The 21,348-nt window shown below is 51.6% G+C and carries 17 protein-coding genes; 4 read left to right on the top strand and 13 right to left on the bottom strand.

Features of this window, described 5'->3' with window-relative positions; genetic code table 11:
* Positions 1-217 precede the first annotated feature (217 nt).
* On the top strand, positions 218-2,293 hold the full coding sequence (locus K7G70_RS11240; protein ID WP_223788744.1) for a matrixin family metalloprotease: 2,076 nt from the start codon (positions 218-220) through the stop codon (positions 2,291-2,293).
* Between the two features lie 412 nt (positions 2,294-2,705).
* Here K7G70_RS11240 and K7G70_RS11235 read toward each other — a convergent pair whose 3' ends face one another.
* From K7G70_RS11235 to K7G70_RS11225, 3 genes are all read right to left on the bottom strand, one after another.
* Positions 2,706-3,521: a hypothetical protein gene (locus K7G70_RS11235; RefSeq protein WP_223788743.1), complete on the bottom strand. Its 816-nt coding sequence runs from the start codon at positions 3,519-3,521 to the stop codon at positions 2,706-2,708.
* Entirely contained in the window at positions 3,514-4,830 is a 1,317-nt protein-coding gene (locus K7G70_RS11230; RefSeq protein WP_223788742.1) for a DUF3999 family protein, read from the bottom strand. The genes K7G70_RS11235 and K7G70_RS11230 overlap by 8 nt, the downstream gene beginning before the upstream one ends.
* Before the next feature lie 91 nt (positions 4,831-4,921).
* The gene (locus tag K7G70_RS11225) at positions 4,922-8,593 is read right to left on the bottom strand and encodes a DUF2339 domain-containing protein (protein ID WP_223788741.1); all 3,672 of its coding nucleotides are present in this window, start codon (positions 8,591-8,593) and stop codon (positions 4,922-4,924) included.
* A gap of 247 nt (positions 8,594-8,840) precedes the next feature.
* Between K7G70_RS11225 and K7G70_RS11220 the strand changes: the two genes are divergently transcribed.
* The gene (locus tag K7G70_RS11220) at positions 8,841-9,086 is read left to right on the top strand and encodes a hypothetical protein (protein ID WP_223788740.1); all 246 of its coding nucleotides are present in this window, start codon (positions 8,841-8,843) and stop codon (positions 9,084-9,086) included.
* 180 nt (positions 9,087-9,266) lie between these two features.
* On the opposite strand, the gene K7G70_RS11215 is transcribed toward K7G70_RS11220, so the two are convergent.
* Positions 9,267-9,920 carry a hypothetical protein gene (locus K7G70_RS11215; protein WP_223788739.1) on the bottom strand — a complete coding sequence of 218 codons (654 nt, stop codon included), beginning with the start codon at positions 9,918-9,920 and terminating at the stop codon, positions 9,267-9,269.
* Positions 9,921-10,084: 164 nt separating this feature from the next.
* Positions 10,085-11,899, bottom strand: a complete 1,815-nt coding sequence (locus K7G70_RS11210) for a S8 family peptidase (protein WP_223788738.1) — start codon at positions 11,897-11,899, stop codon at positions 10,085-10,087.
* 718 nt (positions 11,900-12,617) lie between these two features.
* On the opposite strand from K7G70_RS11210, the gene K7G70_RS11205 reads away from it, so the two are divergent.
* Positions 12,618-12,845: a hypothetical protein gene (locus K7G70_RS11205; protein ID WP_223788737.1), complete on the top strand. Its 228-nt coding sequence runs from the start codon at positions 12,618-12,620 to the stop codon at positions 12,843-12,845.
* Between the two features lie 47 nt (positions 12,846-12,892).
* On the opposite strand, the gene K7G70_RS11200 is transcribed toward K7G70_RS11205, so the two are convergent.
* The 6 genes from K7G70_RS11200 to bla all read right to left on the bottom strand — a co-directional run bounded on the left by K7G70_RS11200 (position 12,893) and on the right by bla (position 18,676).
* Positions 12,893-13,096 (bottom strand): hypothetical protein, encoded by a 204-nt coding sequence (locus tag K7G70_RS11200; protein WP_223788736.1) that lies wholly within the window; start codon positions 13,094-13,096, stop codon positions 12,893-12,895.
* Between the two features lie 115 nt (positions 13,097-13,211).
* On the bottom strand, positions 13,212-15,131 hold the full coding sequence (locus K7G70_RS11195; RefSeq protein WP_223788735.1) for a S9 family peptidase: 1,920 nt from the start codon (positions 15,129-15,131) through the stop codon (positions 13,212-13,214).
* Between the two features lie 103 nt (positions 15,132-15,234).
* Complete coding sequence (locus K7G70_RS11190; RefSeq protein WP_223788734.1) at positions 15,235-15,603, bottom strand: DUF2200 domain-containing protein; 369 nt, start codon at positions 15,601-15,603, stop codon at positions 15,235-15,237.
* Between the two features lie 83 nt (positions 15,604-15,686).
* Entirely contained in the window at positions 15,687-16,739 is a 1,053-nt protein-coding gene (locus K7G70_RS11185) for a spondin domain-containing protein (protein ID WP_223788733.1), read from the bottom strand.
* A gap of 101 nt (positions 16,740-16,840) precedes the next feature.
* Positions 16,841-17,695, bottom strand: coding sequence for a c-type cytochrome (locus tag K7G70_RS11180; RefSeq protein WP_223788732.1), 855 nt, complete (start codon positions 17,693-17,695; stop codon positions 16,841-16,843).
* Positions 17,696-17,821: 126 nt separating this feature from the next.
* Complete coding sequence (gene bla, locus K7G70_RS11175; RefSeq protein ID WP_431310025.1) at positions 17,822-18,676, bottom strand: class A beta-lactamase; 855 nt, start codon at positions 18,674-18,676, stop codon at positions 17,822-17,824.
* Positions 18,677-18,862: 186 nt separating this feature from the next.
* On the opposite strand from bla, the gene K7G70_RS11170 reads away from it, so the two are divergent.
* The gene (locus K7G70_RS11170) at positions 18,863-20,266 is read left to right on the top strand and encodes a hypothetical protein (protein WP_223788731.1); all 1,404 of its coding nucleotides are present in this window, start codon (positions 18,863-18,865) and stop codon (positions 20,264-20,266) included.
* Positions 20,267-20,305: 39 nt separating this feature from the next.
* Here the strand turns inward: K7G70_RS11170 and K7G70_RS11165 are convergent, their stop codons facing one another.
* Together K7G70_RS11165 and K7G70_RS11160 are read right to left on the bottom strand one after the other, a co-directional pair.
* Entirely contained in the window at positions 20,306-20,908 is a 603-nt protein-coding gene (locus K7G70_RS11165) for a short chain dehydrogenase (RefSeq protein ID WP_223788730.1), read from the bottom strand.
* 1 nt (position 20,909) lies between these two features.
* Complete coding sequence (locus K7G70_RS11160) at positions 20,910-21,341, bottom strand: GNAT family N-acetyltransferase (RefSeq protein ID WP_223788729.1); 432 nt, start codon at positions 21,339-21,341, stop codon at positions 20,910-20,912.
* Positions 21,342-21,348 lie beyond the last annotated feature (7 nt).

The following is a 21,348-nucleotide window of genomic DNA, read 5'->3' as shown; positions in this document are numbered from 1 at the left end:
AGGGCCCCTCCCCCCCAGCAATTCGCGGTAATCTGTCGGCAAACTTAACGGTTTTTGCGGCAAATTGTGAACCAGGCCTGATTTCCGGAATGCACGCAAAAAAGCCGGCGCTGTCACCGTTCAATTGTCGCATCATGAAGCACAAGGCGCTGACATCAAGCGGCGTAAAAACCAATTCAGAGAAGACCTTGGCCATGAACAACAACCAGAGAACAGCATGAAACATTTGAAATTATTGTTGATGATCACCTTCAGCACATGGGTCTTTCCAGGCCAGGCTGCGGTGGTGGAAATGGACCGAGAAGAAGTCATTCAACGGTCAGAGATGATCTTTGTCGGACAAGTCTTAAGCAAACAAGCGCGGTGGAACGATCGCGGCAACCTGATCGTGACCGACTACGAATTCGCCGTAGATGAAGTCATGTTTGGAGACTTTACCAAAGACACCTTGGAGTTGACTTTCGCCGGCGGGCAATTGCCTGAAGAAGGTCAATCATTGAGCGATGTGCCAGAATTTGCGGTGGCCGAAGAGGTTTTGTTGATGCTGGAAAGCCACAGCAAACCGTTGTTCAGTCCAGTGACGGGCTTGTATCAAGGCAAGTTCAGCGCTGGTCACAACCGCAATTCAGTGGTGGGTGGTTTGGGTGAAATCATCCAGGTCAACCGCAAAGTGATCGACTTTGCAACATTCATTGAACAAGTCAGACAAGAAATCCCGGTGGCCAAAGCCAAGCCGCTGCCCCACCGGGTAAACAACCCAACCAACCAGTTTCCAAGCCGTCCCTATGCGCATCCTGGCCACACATTCCAGTCCACCGGCACCACCTTGCCGGCCACCGCTGGACCTGATCACCAGCACGCACCGCAGCAAGCCACGGCGGCCATGCTGAACCTGGCTGAACACAGCACTGATTTGACAGACTTGGTGCCTGACTTCAATGGCCAGCGTTGGTCTTATGATCACCGCGCCAAATTCATTCCGATCAATTTCAACCCCCTGCCCGGTGGCGGTTTATTGGGTAACCACGACCAATTCCAAATGGCTTATTGGAACCAATATGCCAACATCTTTCAGGTTTACGCCAACCCCTCCAACACCTGGGCCTGGCAAAACGGCATTTACGAGATCGCCGGCTTTGTCAACAACCAAACCATGATCGATCAGTTTGGCCAAGGTTGGGGCGCCAACACCTTGGCCATCTGTTGGTTGCGGTGGGACGGATCTGGATTCAGCATCGAGGCTGACATCGCCTTGAACCCAGCCTACAGCTGGTCGGTGGATGACTACAGCACCTATGACAACCCAGGCGTGTGGAATGCCAACCGCACCTTGTCGCATGAAATCGGTCATGCTTGGGGTTTGCAGCACCAGTTTGAAGAATTGTCAGTGATGAATTATGCCCCCAAGAAATACCGGGCCTACAATGTGTTGTATGCCGACGACGTGATGGCGGTCAGAACCGCTTTTCCCACCGCAGCCGTGGCCCAAACCGATTTCAGCATTTCTCTGTTCCACTCACCCGGACACCAGTTTTATGCCGACGCCACTTTGAGCAGCAACGTGCTGCAGGCCGGTGACAATTTCACGGTGTCGAACTTCGTGTTGGAAAACTCGGGCACCACCAGCGCCAGTGCCACCATCAACTGGTATTTAACGCCCAACATCAATGACTGGACCAATGCCTTTTACATCGGCAACACCAACAGCGGCACCATGAACCCCGATTCATTTTTCCACCTGGACAATGTGCCCTTGGGCTTACCAGCCAACACCCCGGCCGGCAGTTACTTCCTGGCCGCTCACATCGCCACCGCAGCGGACAATGTGCCCAACAACAATTCGTCCTGGTTGGATCGCAACATCACCGTGATGGCCACCCAAACCTGCGCCGATGACGGCTGGGAAAACATGGGTTCAGGCGGTACCGATGACTTTTGCTCGGGTTCTCATTTGGATTTTGGCTTCACCCAAGCCCACTTACACTGTGATGCCGATTGGATTCACTTCAATGGTCAAACCGGCGCCACCTATCGCATTGAAACCAAAAACCTGAACGGCGGTGCCGACACCAACATGTCACTGCGAAAAGAATGTGGCAGCCAATTGGCCTTTGATGACGATGGCGGCAGCGGACTGGCCTCCCGCATCGACTTTCAAGTGGCCAGTGATGGCCGCTTCGATGTGCGCATTGGTCAGCACAACGAAGACTACGCCAACGGCGAATACTACGAGGTCACCGTGACCTGCCTTTCAGGCTGTAATGACGTCATCTTCACTTCGGGTTTTGATTGACTTCTTGTGCGCATGATCGAATGAGATTTGAAATGACAAAGTGGCCGATCTTTGTCATTTCAAATCTATCAAGACAACATCAATATCGCTGAATAATGGGAGGGTGAAAATCCATTGGCAAGCCATGAGTGTTATTGGCCTTGGGCCTGTTAACATCAACTAAAAGGCAACTGCTGGGTCGTATTTTTCAGCCATCAAGGCATCAGTCGTGAGGTGTGGTCACTCCACATGAACGTGTGAATAACTCAGAGGGATGAAAAATACGACCCAACCCAATGGGTGCAGCCTACAAAGGTCACACCCGGCGTTGCTCATCGCTCGATTGGAATGACCAAACCACGCGATTCGCGCCTTGATTGTTACCTTTGCAGCCTGAATATTATTCTTTCAGTTGGTATTTACAGGCCCTAATTCAATCCACTGAGTGAACACCATCAATGTATTCATGATCCGCTTTCAAAACATGCTCCTTGACCATGGCATCTAACAAAATTTTTCTCAGTGGTTGTTTACAATGCAGGGTCACTTCATGATACAGTTTGTTCACAGAGCGAATTGCCGTTCTTTTCAGTTCCATTTGCTCATAGCCAAAATTAATTCTGACCAAATCTTTTACTTGCCCACACAATGGCAAAATTTTACGACCCAAATAACCAAGTAAAACAGCCCTTTCTGCTTCATTTACTTCAGTTGACCAAGTTGGCCAACTGATTTTTATGCGAGAAGTCACTGCATATGAATCTTGTGCTGTTACAGTCAACCCGTGCAACCCAAACAACACAATCCGCTCATTGACAGACAATGGTTTGTTGCAGGTTAACTGCAACTGTGGAATCATGGCTCCCAAAGCATTTTCAACGGTTGCGATTTTCATGGAATGGACACCTGAAGAACCACATATTTGGCACGCATGTGCATACATCTCATCAACGACTTCATCATTGCTTGAATGTTCAGGTTGTGAATCCTGGTAGTTGTTTTCTTTAGGCATCAACACCAAACGATTAAAATCCCTATAAATGTATTGCCAAATGCCAAGGTCAGCCAAAACATCAGAATGATTGACCATTTCACACTGGGGGGCACTGACTGACTTTTTGATTTGGCGCGCTGGATATACACAAGCAGACAGAATCATGGTGAAAGAAATGAACAACACCCTGCCTATCAAAACCACCAGAGTAGATTTGTCTGCTGGCCACTTCTTGCTTTGGGCTCCATCAGTCAACTGATTCTCCTGAGCCTGAAGCCACTTCCCGCAACAACCGCACCGCCATCAGCAGCAAGATCATCAACACCAAGGTGAGCAAGCCCCAAAACACCCAGCGGCTGATGGGGTCCTCTTGGACACTAGTTTCGGGTTCGATGACCGGCTCAGGGGTGGTTGTCATCGGCCCCACTTGCACGGCATCGACAAACAGGCCTGTTTGCAGGTCAGGATCCAAGGCTTGGTACCAGGCATTGTCAGGCCAGGCATTGACCTGCTCATCACCAAAAACCAAAGTATAGGGCCCGGCCCCTTGGGCCAGAAACTGAAGCAGGTGAGCGCGCCAGGCCATTTCGATGCCATCGACCCATTGGCTGTTGATGGTCGACTCAGTGCGCAAACGCCAATGGCGGTGGTGGTTTGTTGGCACGGCCAAACGGTCATTGAACATCGACAATTCGCCGGATCCCACCTCATAAATCCCGCTTTGTGCCACCACCCGCCAAGGTGCTTGGTCATTGGGACGGGATTGCAGTTGCACATCGGCCATCAGATTTTGGTAATCAAATGACAGCTTCACGGCTTCAACCGGGTAATGACCGCCGGTGTCCCATTGCAACACATGACCATGCAAAGCAGGGTCCAATGCCTCAAACCGATCAATGGGCAACCACCGCAGTGGCCGGTCTACATGTTGTTGCACCGTCACGGCAGTCACCCTGTTAACCACCGGCACCACCGGGCCATGAAACCGCAGTTGATAATACCGGTGGGTACGCTGAGGTAAATTCAAGCGGTTTTCATACACCACCCGCTGGCCGGTGTTGACTTCCACCAATTTGTGCCGCGGCAACACCACCTGCCAATCAGCCAAATCTGTGCTGCCCAGCAAGTCCACATAAAACACCCGGTTACCGGCAGTGGCGAAAGTCCAATCCAACTCCAAGGCCACCGCCGATTGATGGCTCAATACCGTGGCATCAAGCAACACCTGATTGCGGCTGGTTTGTTCCTGGCTTTGCAGGAACCGTTTGACGGCTTCGTTGGTGGTGACGGTGATGCTTTGCTGATCACCGGTCCAGGTGGTTTTGACTTGTTGGCTGTTGATCGGAAAGTCTTTGGTGGTTTGGAGGTTGAACAGCGGCAGGGTCACTGCTGACCAGGTTTGGCGCCATTGATCTTCGTCCATGGTGATTCTGATGGGCACCTCATCGCCAGCTGCATTGAGGATCCGCACATCGCGCAAATCGGCATTGTGGGCATGGAGATAGACGGCAGCCGGTATCGACAAACGATAGCCATCAGCTTTTTGTGTCAAGTGCAATGGCATGGCATGGCGAAATTCCGCCTGCGCACTGAAGGCACAGCACCACAGGGCCAGCCACCTAATGCGCCACTTTCTGGGCCACTCAGTTGGCGAATTATTTCTCACTTGGTGTCTCCGCTGGTGTTGATTTCGGCTCATCTGGTTTCGCAGAGCCAGGCGGTATCGGAGAAAAATACCCCACCACCGAGATCAAGAAACCCACCGACAAAAACGCCACAATGCGCTCGATGGATCCCGAAGCGGACATGTCAACCGTGAACAATTTGATCACCACCACGACCATCAAACCCAATCCCACCAGCCACACTTGGCGCCAGTGCCGCTGGGTCGCCAACACCATCAAAGCCAAAGCAGTGGTAGCCCACAACACACTGAACCCGGTTTGCACCAGGTAAGAATTCAGCATATCTGACCACCGGTATTCGATGCCATACCAATAATGGAAACAGCGCAACATGGTGGCATTGAGCAGCAAGAAACCGGTGCTCGCTGCCACCACATATTTGGCTTTCATCGATGGCATCAGGAACGCCATCTCGTCTTGGCGGTGCCTGACCACAGCCAAAGCCATGGCCATCAAGGCCACCAAATCCATGGCATTGAGCAGCGGCCAATAAGGCACGCCCAACAGCGCACCGGGTTCACGCAGATTCATCCACACCACCAAGCCCCACAACAGCCACAGCATGACCGGAATGGCCCGGCTGAAATAGGCCATTTGTTGCACCACCAAGGGCCAATGCAAACGGTGCTTCAAAGCCATCACCGCGCCACAGAGCAGCAACAGCACAGCCGGTGCCGTGGCGTGGTACCAAATGTTGTTTTGGCCCAACCAGTCACCTACCCAAGACACGGCATCCAGCATCAACACCATGGCCAACAACCACAAACTGGCCACATGGTAGCCAGCGGCCCATTTGAACGACGCGCCTTCATACACCCGCAGCAGCCAATAATTCACCGCAAAAGCCAACAGCCAGGCTGCCCAGCCATAACCGGCATGAAAGTCCTGCAGTGCGGTGGTCACCAGCGCCATATACATCAACAGGGGTGTCAAGGCATATTTGATGCGATGCAAATCGGACCACTGCAAGCGGTGTGCCAGCCACACAAACAACACCACCGACAAGGCCACAAACGCCACCAGCACCGACATCAACTGCGGCAGCGCAAAGAACGCCTCGATTTCCAGCCAGCCAGCCATTGCCCAAGCCCCCATGGCCAACCCCAACAGCACCCGAGAGATCACTTGATCGTTGAATGCTTGCTCAGCATAACGGTGTTTTTGCCAGTGGTGACTGAAACTGAAATGGGCCAAAAAGTAAATCAGCAAGGACAGGCCCGTGACATTGAACACCGGCAGCGGGTCATCGACCCGACTGGGCACGAACCACTCACCGGCCAGCAAGGAGAAATACAATGGCAAGACCATGGCCAACACCACCGACACCGCAGCCCAGATGAAATCTGTTTGCGATAAGCGCCGGCCGACACCCCACAACAGGGCGGCTGAACCAGCCATCATCAACATCATCCACAACAGCTGACCGAACGCATACCACTGCTGAATCTCAATGGTCAGGCCCAACAGCCACAACACCACACCAACGGCCAACACAAAACGTGACAACAAGCGATGATTGATGCCCTGGGCCAGAGAAGCCGGTGACTTGGGCCAATCTAACTGGCGCCAAAACAACGACATGGCCAGGTAAAACACAGCCACCACCATCAAGCCCAGAAATCTGACATTGATCAACGGCTCAGATAAGGCCCCGGTTGGCGTCAGTAACAACAATGGCAGCATCAAACATTGGATGATCAAGGCATAGGCCACCAACAAACCGTCAGCCAGTCGCTGTGCCACCACCAACAGCCACACCACCGTCACCACCAACCACAGGGATTGCAGCAAATACACCTGCTCTGGAAAATGCCGATGCAGTTCTACCAAGGATCCGCCCAACCACCACAGCACCGTATTGAGCCACATCAAACGCGGTATCCAGGTGGCTTCTGCCGACCACAGGCGCTGACCTTGGGCACGCACATACCAGCCCATGAACGCACTGGCCGCCACCACCATCAACACCCCAACAAAATCGGCATTCAAGAACGGCAACAAGTCACCACTGCCTGGCGGCTCCAGGAAAAAAGCCACACATCCCATGGCAGTCAAGGCATAAGCACTGAGCCGTGGCAACAGGCGTGACTGGCGCACACCCACCCACAACAGTGCACTGGCTTCGGCCACCCACATGGCCGAAGTGACCCGGCCATCAAAGCCCAAAGGAATGGCCAAGGTTGCAAAACCGATCCCCAAGGCCACAAAGGATTCCACCAAGTCTTTGAAAAAGGGGCGGTGCATGAGCTTGATCAACCAAGCCAACAAGACGTAAAACACACCCAGCACCAAAGCCGAATAAGCCAAGCCATAGGTCCAGTCCTTAACCAGGCCAGCCTGCAGTGCAAAGACCACGATGGGGGTACCAAAAATCAAGGTACCGTCGTTGATGCCTCTGAGTTTGGGTGGTTGTTTGAAAGCAAACAACACAGCGATCAACACATACAACAAAAAATGAGCGATCAAAAACGGTTCCACCGTGGCAAAGTAAGCCGGCTGGTAGTACTGCAAGCCCCACAATGAGCCCACCGCGAAAGTGGCCACAAAACCCAGCACATTCAACAACCGCCAGGATCGGAACCAGGCCATGCCCAAAATACCGAGGTTCAACAACAGGTAATAGGCAAACAGCTGCACATGCGAGCCACTGCCGGTTGAAGTCAATATCGGCGCCGCAAAGCCGCCGATCACCCCAATCACTGCCAAGGCCATGGCGTTTTGCAGCACCGCCAAAGCAGACGCCAACACCACAATACCGATCAAACACAACAGCACCACCGAGGGTGGCAGCAATTGGTGTATGCGCAAGGCAGCAAATAAAGTCAAATACAGCAAGCCGATGCCACCGCCTTGTAAGCTCAAGGCATATCCGGGGCGTTTGGGCCGCAATCGCCAACCCAAAATCAGCATCACCAGGGCCGCCAACAGCACCCCAATATAACGCACTTCCACCGGCACCACGGTGCGTTCGGCGACGTATTTCAACAAAAACGCCACGCCGACAAACAACACCAGCATGCCGGTGCGAACCAAGGAGTTGCCCCCGGTGAAATAACCCACTACCAGATCTTTGATTTTCTGCAAGCCGCGATCCAATGCCTGCTCAAATGCCGAAGGCTTGGCCGGTGGCCTGGGTGGTGATTTGAGTGGTGATTTGGGTGGTGCGACTTTGACTTTGGCAGCCGCCGTTTTCACCGTGGCTTTGGTGTCGACAGCAGCGGTCGGTTTGGGTTCAGTGGGCGCCAAGCCTTCGCTTTTTTCTGGAATCCTCGCTGGTTGTGCTGCGGGTTTGTCAATGGGAGTCATCGGCTCTTTTTCGAATTCAACCGCAAATGTCGGCGGAGATGACGCCTCAGATACCGGTGAGGTCGAGGGGTCTGTTGGGACCTTGGCAGACACCGGTTCAGGCGCAGGTGTTGAGGACACCTCGCTTGATGCATTGGTCTCTTGCGCTGAGTGTTTGCCTGACATACGGCGTGCTGTCGGGTCACGCAGCTGCCGCTCCAATTCAGCCACCCGTTTATCCAAGGCCGCCAAACGCACCAACAAATAAAGCAGCAAGCCCACCAACAAGATGGCCATGCCTTCATCACCATAAGCCAACAAGATGGCACCGGCCACCACAAAAGCCAAAACCTTCATGAATGAACAACCTCCCTATTCAAGTTCTGTTGATTTTACCCACATGTCATGATTCTGACATCATTCTCAGCAGAAGGCCATCACTCAATCGACAAAACTCAAATGGTCCGCATGCTGCTACCTTGATGGCGGTTGACGACACCCAAACCAATCCTGCGGTTTCACAGCGGTCAAGATGACCGCTTTTTCAGAGTTTTTGCCCTGAAATTGGTCATGCCAATGCCTGGTCATGCGTACCATTTGAGTTTTGTCGATTGAGTCGCATTACCCGCTGGTCCCCGGACCGTTCCCACCCATCCAGCAAACCACCATCTGGGCCCAATCCCAACTGACGGCAGTAGACGCCAATGGCACCACGTTCAGTGACCAGTCTGGCAGCCAATTCATTGGCTCCAACGTCAGCTCAGACACCACCACAGCCAACAGCCTGCAATATCCGATCAACCCATTCTCATCAACCATCACTTGGCGGGCTGCTTCATTCATGATGTAACCCAATTGCTTTGAATCAATCATTGCATTGGGCACTTTGTGAGCGGATCTTCTGTGCAGCACTTGGCCAGCCTCATACGGGCTGGCCTCATTCACCCACCAAACAATGACTGGTAAACTGGCCTAACCACACTGCACGCTGTTTGACCAGCTGCACGCAGTCAAGCCAAACTGTGGCCATTCATTGGTTGGGCACGATGCTTGCCGGCATGTCGCCGTTGTGCAATCCTTGATTGATTTGCTTGTCGTCAGTCACCCCATTGAACCAAGTCGGTTGATTGACCAAATGGGTTACCTCACCTTGGTACGTAAAAGTCACCCCCAAATCTCTGATGTCTTTGACTATTTTTTTGGATATCACAAATTCCCATTCCCGGTAACTGCCCTGGGAAATGGTGTTGGCAAACCAACCAAACTCGGCATAAAACGAAGCCATATCTTGCAAGGGTTGGGCGTGCAATTCATCCCAAATCGTCAGGTCCCGATAGCGCCACTGCCATTGCTCGCGGTCTGGGTGCCATTGCCCATCTTGACGCAGGTAATTGTATTCACCCAATGCCGCTGAGGCATGCATGATCTTGATCACATCTGCACCCATGGCATACACATTGGCAATGGTGCGGGTGTTCGACTGGATGCCCACATAAAAGACCGCATCGGTTTCCACCACAGTCAATTGATCGGTGATCAAGTTGGCTGCTGAATCTTGCGCTGTCCGCCGTTCGGCATGACTCACCGCCCCATCAATGCGGTATGGCGCTGGTAATTCTTGGGCTTGGGCCCCAACACCCATGATCAACATCAAACAACCACAACCTGCATGTAAGGTATTCATCAGACACCTCCGGATTATTTCAAAACCTTGACTGTAACGCACTTATAGGCGCTGCATGCCCCACATTCGGTTAATGGCAACAAATTTGCGGCCAATCACAGTTCAACAAAAAAACCGGCCCTAAGGAGACCGGTTTTTTCGGAACAAACCATGATGCACAAGCATCAGTTGGCAATCATTGGATCCGACACATAGTTGCTGGCGGGTGGGTATTCAACCCCATCCAACAAGCCATCACCGTCAGAATCCGGATCATTCGGATCGGTACCCAGCACCAACTCCATGCCATCAATGATGCCATCGGTGTCGCTGTCCACATTGGGGAACACATACCCCAAACACTCCGCATCAGCCATGCCGTTGTAGTTGGTGATCGGAGTGGTGTAAGTGGCAAACTTGCTTTGCTCAGAGGCCATGAACAGGGCATGGCTGTCTTCCACCGATGAATAGCGGATTTTCAGACATTGCGGTGCGGTGGCGTCGGTGTTGACCTGACCGGCACCCGTACCGAGTCCCGAACCGCCTCCATAACTGCCACCACCACCCACGACATCGCCGTAACACTGTCCAGGCACCGGACAGGTGGGCAACAAGTAGCCTTCGATGCCTTCATACACGAATGGGTTGTGCGTGTACTGACATTTCATGAAGTCGTCGGTCACGAACTTGTTGATCGTGGTGGTGGCATAGCCATGGTCACCCCGGCTGCCGCAGCCAGGATAACTGGTGTAGCCGGTGGCTTTTTTGTAGCCAAAATGATGCAGCGGAACCATATCATCGGCACCGGTGAAAGGATTCTCATGCCCACCAAAGATATAAAATGGCGCGCGGGCATTGTTGCTGGCACCCGAACCGCGGAAACTGGGATAACCCAAGGCCAATGGCTCGCTGGGATCGACCGCATATGTGATTGAATTTTCAGTCAAACCGGTTTCTTCATCGATGTCCGCCAGGTACTTGCGCTTGATCGCCGACACCGCCACTTGTGGGATGGAGGTCGACAAATGTGTGGCCTTGGTGTCACTGCCATCGGTGTATGTCGCTTTCAGGCGGAACATGGGCTTCACCCGATTGGCGATTTTGACCCCATTGGAAAAGCCCAGGACTTTGTTTTTCAGGATCCAATTGATGTTGGGCACCGAATACGTCCGGTTTTGTGCGTCAGTAAACAGGCGACTGTTGTATAGATTGTCTTTGACTTCATCAAACGAGGACAAAGGATTCAAGGAACGGATGATGGCCACAACGCCACTGATGATCGGCGCAGCAAAACTGGTACCGTCGTGAGTAAAGTACAATGAACTGAAAACATTATCAGAACAATCAGGATCGGTTACTTCACCACATTCTTGGAACACTTCGACGTTCTTGGCGGGTGCCATGATCGGCAAGTTACCCCCCCATTGTGAGCCACATTCTTCGGGTTCTCCGTTGCAACTGCCATCTGTGGCCAAATCATCCCAAATGGCTCCTTGGTTGTCGATACCACCGACACCAATCACCCAGTCACTTTCATTGGCTGGCCAGTTGAAATTGGCACCGCGACGATTGCCGGCAGCCGCGACAAACACCACATCCCGCTCATAGGCTTCTTCCATCCGATCGCAGAATGTTTGTTCAACGCCAAAGACTTGCTGCGTATCACAATCCATGTAAGCCTCTGGACCAAAGTATCCAGACAAATTGATGACTTGTGCTCCTTGATCTACTGCATTATTGAAAGCCAGCCTTCTTTTTCTGGAGGTGAACTCTGTCAATACTCCATCTTGCTCAATACTTACACCCCAATTATTACTATTCGGCAAGGGTTGTTCTTCAGTCATGTAAAAACTGAGACTGCATTCGCGGCAAAAAGACGGGGCCCCAGTGTTGTCATTGTCATTGGCCCCCAATAAACTCATGATGTAATCTCCGTGCTTAAGAGGAACAATACTCGCATTAACATATGACTGAACTTTGGTTTCAACAAATGAATCCATGAAATTAACCAAATGATATGATCTGAGCCCACAATAACTTGACCCATTGTTGTAAGTCGAATCATAGTCACCTTGTTCACAATGTTTTTTCAGGCCTTTTACATTCTGTATTGAAACACCATCAACATGAAAGTTAAAGTTGATGTCATTCACGTCGAGCTCTGGTGCCTTTCCTTCAATGTAAAATAAGGTGTATGAGCCCACATTGGTGCCTTTTTTCATGCATAATCTGGTGTAGTTAGTGTCTTCAGGGTCTAAGCACTCATAAAAAAATTTATTTTGGCCTTGATGATAAAACCTGAATTCCAACTCACCAGTCAGTAAAGTGTTTTTTACGGCGACTTCAATGAACTGATTGAAACCGTCGCCAGTTGTCGAGTCATCATATACAGCGTGTTCATTCACAAAAACATCAGGTTGATAAAATATATGGTTTTGGTCCGAATTCAATGATCCAGGTGTTCTGACCGAATGTTTGAGGACCTCTTCATTATAGGTACCTGTACAGTTTGAAGAATTAGGGTCATTTTGAGCCCAAGCTCTATGGTGTTCATCCAATTTCCAATTGTTTCTGCAATAATAACTCCCAGAATCATGCAGCCGCACCCGACCAAATTCAGAGTTCAGCGAATTGGAGATCATGTTTTGATCAACATTTTGCTCAATGATCGCAACCCGCGCCGTGCCATAGGACTTGTCCCAGCCGTATGACATGTTCATGAAGTCGTATTCCCAGTTGGTGGTTTTGGGGTCATTGGGGCAGTCGATGTTTTCGGGGTTGACAGTGCTGCCTGGACCGCATTCGTTGTTGATGGGACCGGCATGGGTAGGTAAAGCCGTCACCATCATCCCCGTGGCCATCATGGCCAGAATTATTTTATTTTTCATATCCTTCTCTTGGTTGTTGGGTTCAAAAACCCAGGTTAACAATCAGGCATCAGCCTGAGACTCATCTTTACTCTCGTATTCTGCGTGGCATTTTTGTCAAAAAAATCAAAATAAAATCGACACATCAACACAAACACCCTGACCCGCCCCGAACTGAGGGCAGAATGGTTCAGGCATTGGCTTAATCATTGCATGAAGAAAAGGCCGCAAATCCTTCTGCTTGTTTGTTTTTTTGGCTGGCTGGCGCAGTCCACAAGCTTGGTACCCATTGTAAGGATGGCGTTTGCAAAACTTGAGAATGGCTGCCATTCATCGGTCATTTTTTGCCGGTTCGGGTGGTCGATCTGGATTGGGCTGGCACAAAAAAAGCCGGCCCCTTCGGGACCGGCTTTGCAGCAAAACGGACAGAGCCGTTATGCGGTCATCACAAGGTTTCGGTGAGCCAGCGGAAGAATTCCCGTTGCCACACAATGCCGTTTTGTGGGGTCAGCACCCAGTGGTTTTCCTCGGGGAAATACAGGAAGCGGCTTTTCAGGCCCCTGAGCTTGGCGGCCTGGAAAGCTTGGATGCCCTGCCCCAGAGGCACGCGATAGTCTTTGCCGCCATGGATCACCAACATCGGTGCATCCCACTTGGCGACAAAATTGCTGGGATTGAATTCGTTGTAGCTTTGCTGCGCTGCGGCATTGTTTGTATCCCAGTACGGACCACCCACGTCGTGGTTCACAAAGAACAATTCTTCGGTGGTGCCATACATGCTGCGGAAATCAAACACCCCATCATGTGAGATGAAGGTTTTGAAGCGGCCATCGTGGTGGCCGGCCAAATAAAACGCCGAATAACCACCGAAACTGGCACCAATCGCACCCAGGCGGTCGTTGTCCACATATTTCTCTTCGGCCACCGCATCGATGGCATCGAGGTAATCTTGCATCGCACCACCACCCCAGTCTTTGCTGATGGCTTCATTCCAGGCCACGCCATGACCCGGCATGCCACGGCGATTGGGGGCCACCACGATGTAGCCTTGCGAAGCCATCAATTGAAAATTCCAACGGAAAGAGTAAAACTGCGACAAAGGTGATTGCGGACCGCCTTGCAAGTACAACAAGGTCGGGTATTTTTTGCGCTCATTGAACCCCGGAGGATAGATCACCCACACCAACATGTCGTGACCATCAGCGGTTTTCACCATGCGCTGTTTCACCGTGGGCAAATCCAGGGCCGCGTAAAAATCGTCATTCACAGCGGTCAAGGCATGCAGCTGTTGGCTGGCCAAGTCAAAGCGGTAGATTTCTTTGGCCGCGTTCATGCTGTTGCGGGTCACGATCAATTGTCCGTCAACCTCAGCGACGATGCCATTGACATCGAACAAACCTTGGGTCAACTGGGTGATCTTGGCTGGCTCGGCGTTATCGAGATCCACCGCCACTTGAAACAACTGGATGGTGCCATCAATCGGCGCCACAAAGTAGATGTGCTTGGCGTCATTACTCCACTGAAAGTCTCTGACTGTGCCATCCCAATGGGCGGTCAAATTCACCGCGCGACCATCGTGCATCACCATCAAGTCATTCTTATCGGCCTCATACCCAGGTTCATCCATGCGCAAGAAAGCCAGCTGGCCGGTCGATGAAAATTCTGGATGGGTGTCATAACCGGGGTTGTCCGCGGTGAGGTTGGTGGTTTTTTTGCTGGCCAGATCATAGCGATAAATGTCGGTGTTGGTGCTGGTCACGTATTCGGTGCCAGTTAACTTCTTGCTGACATAATAAATCGACTCACCGTTGGGGCCCCAAATGTAGTCTTCGGCACCGCCAAAGGGCGATTGGGGGGTGTCATGCGGCTCACCAGCCATGATGTCGACCTTGGCTTCGGTCTTCAGGTCCTGATAGAACACGTGATTAAAAGAACCGTCATTCCAGGTGTCCCAGTGCCGATAATTCAAATCATCAAACACATAGGCGTTGGCTTTGGCCAAGGACTCATGGCGCTCAGTGGCCAACACCGCCTCCACCGACACCGCTTCGTGCATCAGTTTTTTGCTGCCATCGGGTGAAATCTTGTCATCCTTCAACTGGCCTTGATAAGCCTCCAACAGCTGCGTCTGGCCATCCTTGATCGCCACTTGGTAAACCTTTTTGTCCATTGCATTGCCCTCGATGTTGGGCGTGGTCACCGAGTAAATGACGTGGGTCCGGGCTTGGTTCAAGCCCAATGGACTGACCCGTTTCACTTGCCACAATTTTTCAGGTGTCATCACCTCTTTGGCTGACAGTGCCCAACTTAAACCGGTACCCAGCACCAGCATCAAGCCCATTTTCTTCAATGACATCAACTTCATTCAACTCTCCTCACCAATAATTCAAAAGCCCATAGGTTATAGAAATCGACGTGAAAATAACAGCGCTAAAGTGAGGTTTTTGAAACTTCGTTTTGGTCCCGGTTTATTTTGGCGTTCTGAGGATGTTGGCCATTTTCTTACCGCGGGCCAACTCATCCACCAGCTTGTCCAAATACCGGACCTGCTGTGTCAGGGGGTTGGTGATCTCCTCCACTCGATAACCGCAGATCAAGCCTTTGATCAAATCGGCATGCGGGTTTAAAGTGGCGCGTTTGAAAAACTCGGCAAAATCAACCCCCTCATCAATCAGCTGTTGCAGCTGTTGATCATCAAAAGCTGTTAACCAAGTGATCACCTGATGCAACTCGGCTTGGGTCTTGCCTTTCTTCTCCACCTTCTGCAAATACAGCGGATAAATCGACGCGAAAGTCATGCGGGCAATGCGCTGATCATGGTGACTGGTGTCGGTCATGTTGGTATCCTTGGAACGATTAATCAGATTATACACAGCAAGTTTGGTTGTTCCAATGATGCACAGGCACCTGCCAATGCTGCTCACTCACATCGCAATGCTTCGATGCCAGCCAGTTGTCGGTATTGGGTGGTACCCACTTCTGTGGGGTTTTCAACACCCTCATAGGCCATATCAATGACGCCACAAGCGGGCACACTCAAGGTCAAGTTACCCCAATTGATCGCGGTCACATCAGCGGCGTTGAAATCGATGCCAAAATTGGCGCCTGTGGTGCGCAACATGTTGACCTCAACTGCGGTGTCACCTGGTTCGAAGTCAGCGCTGCCGGCCAACCACATTTGTTGCCCATCGCGGTAGGTGTACCAGGTGGCCAGCACGAAATTACGGGTTTCGCCTTCGGAAACGATCAAAGTCACGCCATCGCCTGAATTGTTGGGGTCAAAGTACAAACCACTGTGCGCTCCAGACCAGGGAAAAGCCCCAGCGGTATCCAACAATTCGAAGACAAACCGCCCCAACACCGGATTCACATCAAAAGGCGATGAGTTGATGGCCTGAATCGCTGCAGGCGGTGCGGTGGCTGAATTGGATGAGGTGTATCTGGTGCCGCTGTCGGTGCCCGCATCATAAGCCCGCAAGTCCACTTCTATGCGGTCCAGCCATTGACCTGCTTCACGCATGGACAAACCATCCACCCCGACAAACCAATCAGGACTGGGCGCAATCATCGACACCAAACTGACGCGCGGATGGGCTTGGCTCACATCGAACACCATGTTCACCGAACCGGGAGAATCACCCATGCCAGGTCCAGACAATAAAAACTCTGCCATGCCAGACTGAATCAAAGCGGCCACTTCGTTGCTGAGGATCGACTTGCTGCCCGTTTCAGCCATCAATTGGATCCCTGGGCTGGCCAATTCACCCATCGACCACAAGTGGGTCTCGGCACCGTGGGAGGCGCCGATCAATCCGGAGTAGTGGGGATCAGCAGGAAAATCCACCGGGTGTGTGTTGGCACTCCAGTCAGATTCAAAGGTAACCCGGTAAGTGGCCACATAAGCCGGTTCCACTTGGGCCCAAGTCAATGGCCATGCCAGCAGCATGATCAGACTGCTCCAACATTTTTTCATGCGATCCTCCGCTTTCAGAACTTGTCAGAGTAGAACTGATTTGGACAAAATTATCACAAGTTTTGTCGATTGATGACAACTCACCTGTCAGGATCAACCCCTCAAAGTTTGACTTCCAGCTGCTGCAAATAGGCATACAACTGCCGCAGCTCATCTTCGGTGAAGTAAGCAAAGCGGTCCTTGGCCACCATCGACATCAGGCCCAAATCGGCCCGTTCGCCCAAGCCAACGCCCTGCTTCATCAGGCGATCGAACTGGGCTTTGTCATAGGCTTTGATCATGGCCGCCAGGTTGGGGGTGCTCCCATCTGGAAAATTCTCGCCCTGCAAATCCAGGCCATGGCATTCATTGCAGGTGGTCATGGCCAGGTATTCACCGGCCCGCAGGTCACCATTTTCGGCATCCTCGAGCTTCAGCGGCGGCACCTGCGCCACCAGCTCATGCATGTTTTCCAGTCCATGGTAAGTCATTTCCCAGCGCGCATTCAGTCCCAGTGCCGGGCTGGGCAAGGCTTGTTCCACCACAGTTGCTGATTGCAGATACAGGATCAAGGCCGACAGATCTTGGTCGGTCAAACGGGTGTAGTTGTAAGAAGGCATCGACCACAAGGCCCGGCCATCGGCACCAATGCCATGGCGGATGGCCCGCTCCAGAGTGGCTGGATCATGTTGTTTGGCATAAGCCGCCAGATTGGGCGCCACGGCCCGCTTGACCCAATCCCATTGCTCACTGAAATCGCGCCCTTGTAATTGTTGGCCATGGCAGCCAAAACATCCCCGGGTGCGGGTGATGTGCTGACCTTGCTGCAGCACCGCAGCCGACGGACTTAAAGTGAGCTTGAATGGCGCCGGCGGTGCCACTTGCCTTAATTTGTATTCACTGTGGCCATAGATCCAACCCAGCGGACCCAACAGCAACACCAGTCCGACCACCACCCCAATTTTCAATGCTTTCATGACAGCCTCCAATTCATTTGTTCATAGACATCAATACCACCACCCAGCAAAACCACACAATTGATCTTGATTTAAAGTCCCCAACGGCATCCGACTGTGTGCCCTCTTGGATCAATCAGTCGACATTCATTGTACGTCAAAGGCCTTGAATATTTCGCGGCCAATGGCCCCCATGGTGTGGTTGCGTTCAGCCAATGACAACTCGGTTTCAGTCACGTAAATGGCAACAATGATCGGTGAACGACCTTCTTGCCACAACAAAGCGGTGATGCCGCGGGAACCATTGGCCCCGGCGCCGGTGCGGTCCGCGATCAGCCAACTTTCCGGTAACACCGCACGCAGCACCTGGTCGGACACCCGGTTTTGCTGCATCCATGACCGCAACTGCTGGCGGTCTGCCAGCTTGAGGACCGAATCAGTCAGCAACACACGCTGCAAAGTTTGCACCATGGCATGCGGGGTGGTGGTGTCGCGTGGATCCCCTGTTTGGGCTTCATTCAACTCCGGTTCCTTGCGGTCCAATCGGGTCACTGCATCGCCCATGGATCGCAAGAACTCTGTCAAACCAGCCGGTCCTCCGATGTGCTGTAACACCACATTGGCTGCGGTGTTGTCGCTGGTCAACAAGGTGGCTTCACAAGCATCAAACACCGAAAGGGGCTGGCCCACCATGCTTTTGGTGATGGGTGACCATTCAACCAATTGCTCGGCGTTGATGTGGCTGCTTTGTTTGGGATCCAGCTTCCCTTGACTGACATCGTACAGCATGTTGGCACAGGCCAGGGTTTTGAAGGTGCTCATCATGGGAAAACGCTGATCGCCATGGTACTGCCATTGTTGATTCGAATCAGTGTCCCAAACCGCCACCCCAATGCGCCCAGCGATTTGTTGCTCAATGGCGGCGATGGTTTGTTCCAAGGGATTGGCTGATAACAGCAGGCCATAACCCAACAACCCACAACACCCAATGACTTTAGCCAGCATGATCAAGTACCCGTTTTCTGCCAATACAAGCGGCCAATATACCGCACTGCACCCAAGATGTCGGACTGAATCTTCAAAAATCACCCAAAAACATGTCAGTGATTGCCTGGGTGCCTTGTTAAAGACGCCAAGGAATGCAGTTTCCCAACTTCAGATCACAACGACAAACAAGAGGTAAACACGATGAAACTTATGATGGCCATGGCAATGGTGTGCTTTTTCACCGCAGCCCAGGGAACGGTTTACACCGTCAGTTTTAATGGCAACCCCAACGCCGATTTCTCAGACCTGCAAGCGGCCGTAAATGCGGCTGTAACAGCTGGTGGCACCCACGAAATCCGCCTGCAAAGTGGCCAATCCTTCAACACCAGCGTCTCTATCAGCATCAGCAATGGCACCGATTTGACCATTTCCGGTGGCTGGGACAGCGGCTTTGTCTCGCAAACTGACTCATACACTTCGACATCACTGTATGCCGGTGCTGATTTGACCAGCTATGGCACTTCTCGGGTGTTGAATGTGAACCTGCCAGATGGGGAACTGACTTTACACAATTTTGCCGTTCAACGTGGTTCCAATGTGGGCTTTGGGGCTGGCATCAACGCCTTTGTCAATGGCACTTCTGTGTTCAATTTAACCAACATCTTGCTGGCCAACAACTTTGCCATCAACACCAATGGCGCCACCGGTGCGGGCCTGGAAGTGGTCGGTTTCACCAACAGCCAAACCAACCTCATAGGCGTGGCCATATCCAACAACTTGGCAGAATCCACCAGCAGCACCATCTCCGGCGTCGGCATGATGGCCCGCATGAACAACCAAGCGCAATTAACCGTCACTGATTCAGTGATCACCCGCAGCCGCAGCGACTCCCCCAGTCAGGTCACTGGCCTGGGTGTGTTTATCGATGCCAATGATCAAACCGAGGTGACATTCACCCACAATTATCTGGCACAAAACATCAACACCGAAGCGGCCAGTGTGGTGGGTGTCAATGCCAGCTTCTGGCTCAGTGAACAAGCCGTGGGTGTGATTGCCAACAACGACGTGTTGGCGGCCCAAAATGACGACACCGATATCAGCCCCAATGCACTGGAACAGGTCAACTTATTGGGCCGCAATGATTCGCAGATGTGGTTTGCCAACAACTTCATCCACAACGCCGACACCAAAGGCATCCGATCTGAATCCAGAGACAGCGCCGTCATGACCTTGATCAACAACACCTTTTACGACCACGACCAAGCCAGTGTTTTTATCACCGGCACCAGTGGCACCCGCTTCGGCAACAACATCATGGCCTTGGACAACGGCAGCAACTTCATCCATGCCAACATCCAACAAAGCAACAATTCCACTGCCGATCCTCAATTGCTGAATGTGGATGAACCGATGATTGCAGAGAACTCGCCGGCACGCGACATGGGCAACAACAATCCCTGGCCCAACACCTTGCCTGAGTTCGATTTCTACGACAACAATCGCATCGGCAACACCGGCATCGTCGACATCGGCGCAGCTGAAGTGCCAATCGCCGATGAAATACCCATATTTGTCACCGGCTTTGAAGAATTATCAGATGACTAGATTCGTGACCCAGGCATCATCAGCGGACTCTCACTGCGATCACTCATAGATGCGTATGATTTTACCTGAGTCTGCACCAAAGACACTGCGAACGTAGCCGTTGACCACTTTTTGCATGGGCACTGGGTTATGACCAGGAAAATAGGCTTGGTATTTTTCGTAGGAGGCCGCTACCACGCCGGCTGATACCGCGTTGATTCTGGCTTTGGAGCCAAGCTCTAAAGCCACAGCTTGCACAAAACTGTGAATTCCACCATTGACCATGGCAGCACTGGCAGTCTTTTTCACCGGGTCATCTGCCAATATGCCAGTGCTTAAGGTGATCGAACCTCCAGGTTTCAGGTGCTGCACCCCATAACGGACCACATTAACTTGCCCCATTAATTTGCTTCTCAGCCCAATGTCATAATCTGCTGCTGACAGTTTGGCGAAATCGTCCCATTTGGCTTCTCCTGCCACACAAATGATCGCATCCAATGGGCCAACTGCAGACAACAATTTCTGGATTGAGGAACTGTCAGCAATGTCTACATACAAATGTTGATCAGAACGCCCTGCAACCAATACCTCATGAGCCTGTTGTAAGTGCTCAGTCACGTATTTTCCAATGGTACCAGCACCACCAATGATTAAAATTTTCATGTCATGACTGTAAAAAATGTTCGAAGTGAAATCCCAAAATAGTGAACCCTTGATTCAAATAGAATTTGTGTGATTGGCTGTTGGTGACATATGTATTCAAACCAATGGATTGATAACTGTTCTCAACAGTCCACTGTTTCAATGCTTGCATAAAAAATGTCCCTAAACCCTTTGACTGGAGGGATTGATCGACGATCACATTATCCAATTCCAGTTGTTTGCCGCAATAAATCCGCACTGTGCTCCAACCACTGCACAAGCCAATCAAGCGTTCATCTTCAAACAAACCGAAACACAGATAATTATTCGACTCAACCATTGAGGTCAGCCTTTCTTCAATTAAGCTGAAAGCCATTTCTGGATTCAATTGTTGCAGCAAATTCAGAACTGCTCTTTTGTGTTCTAAAGGATTGATCAGGTGGACAGTTAACATATGAGGA

It is taken from the genome of Marinicella meishanensis, from assembly GCF_019931145.1.
Lineage (GTDB): Bacteria > Pseudomonadota > Gammaproteobacteria > Xanthomonadales > Marinicellaceae > Marinicella > Marinicella meishanensis.
The sequence above is the reverse complement of the archived record's forward strand: the minus strand, read 5'-3'. Positions and strand labels throughout refer to the sequence as shown.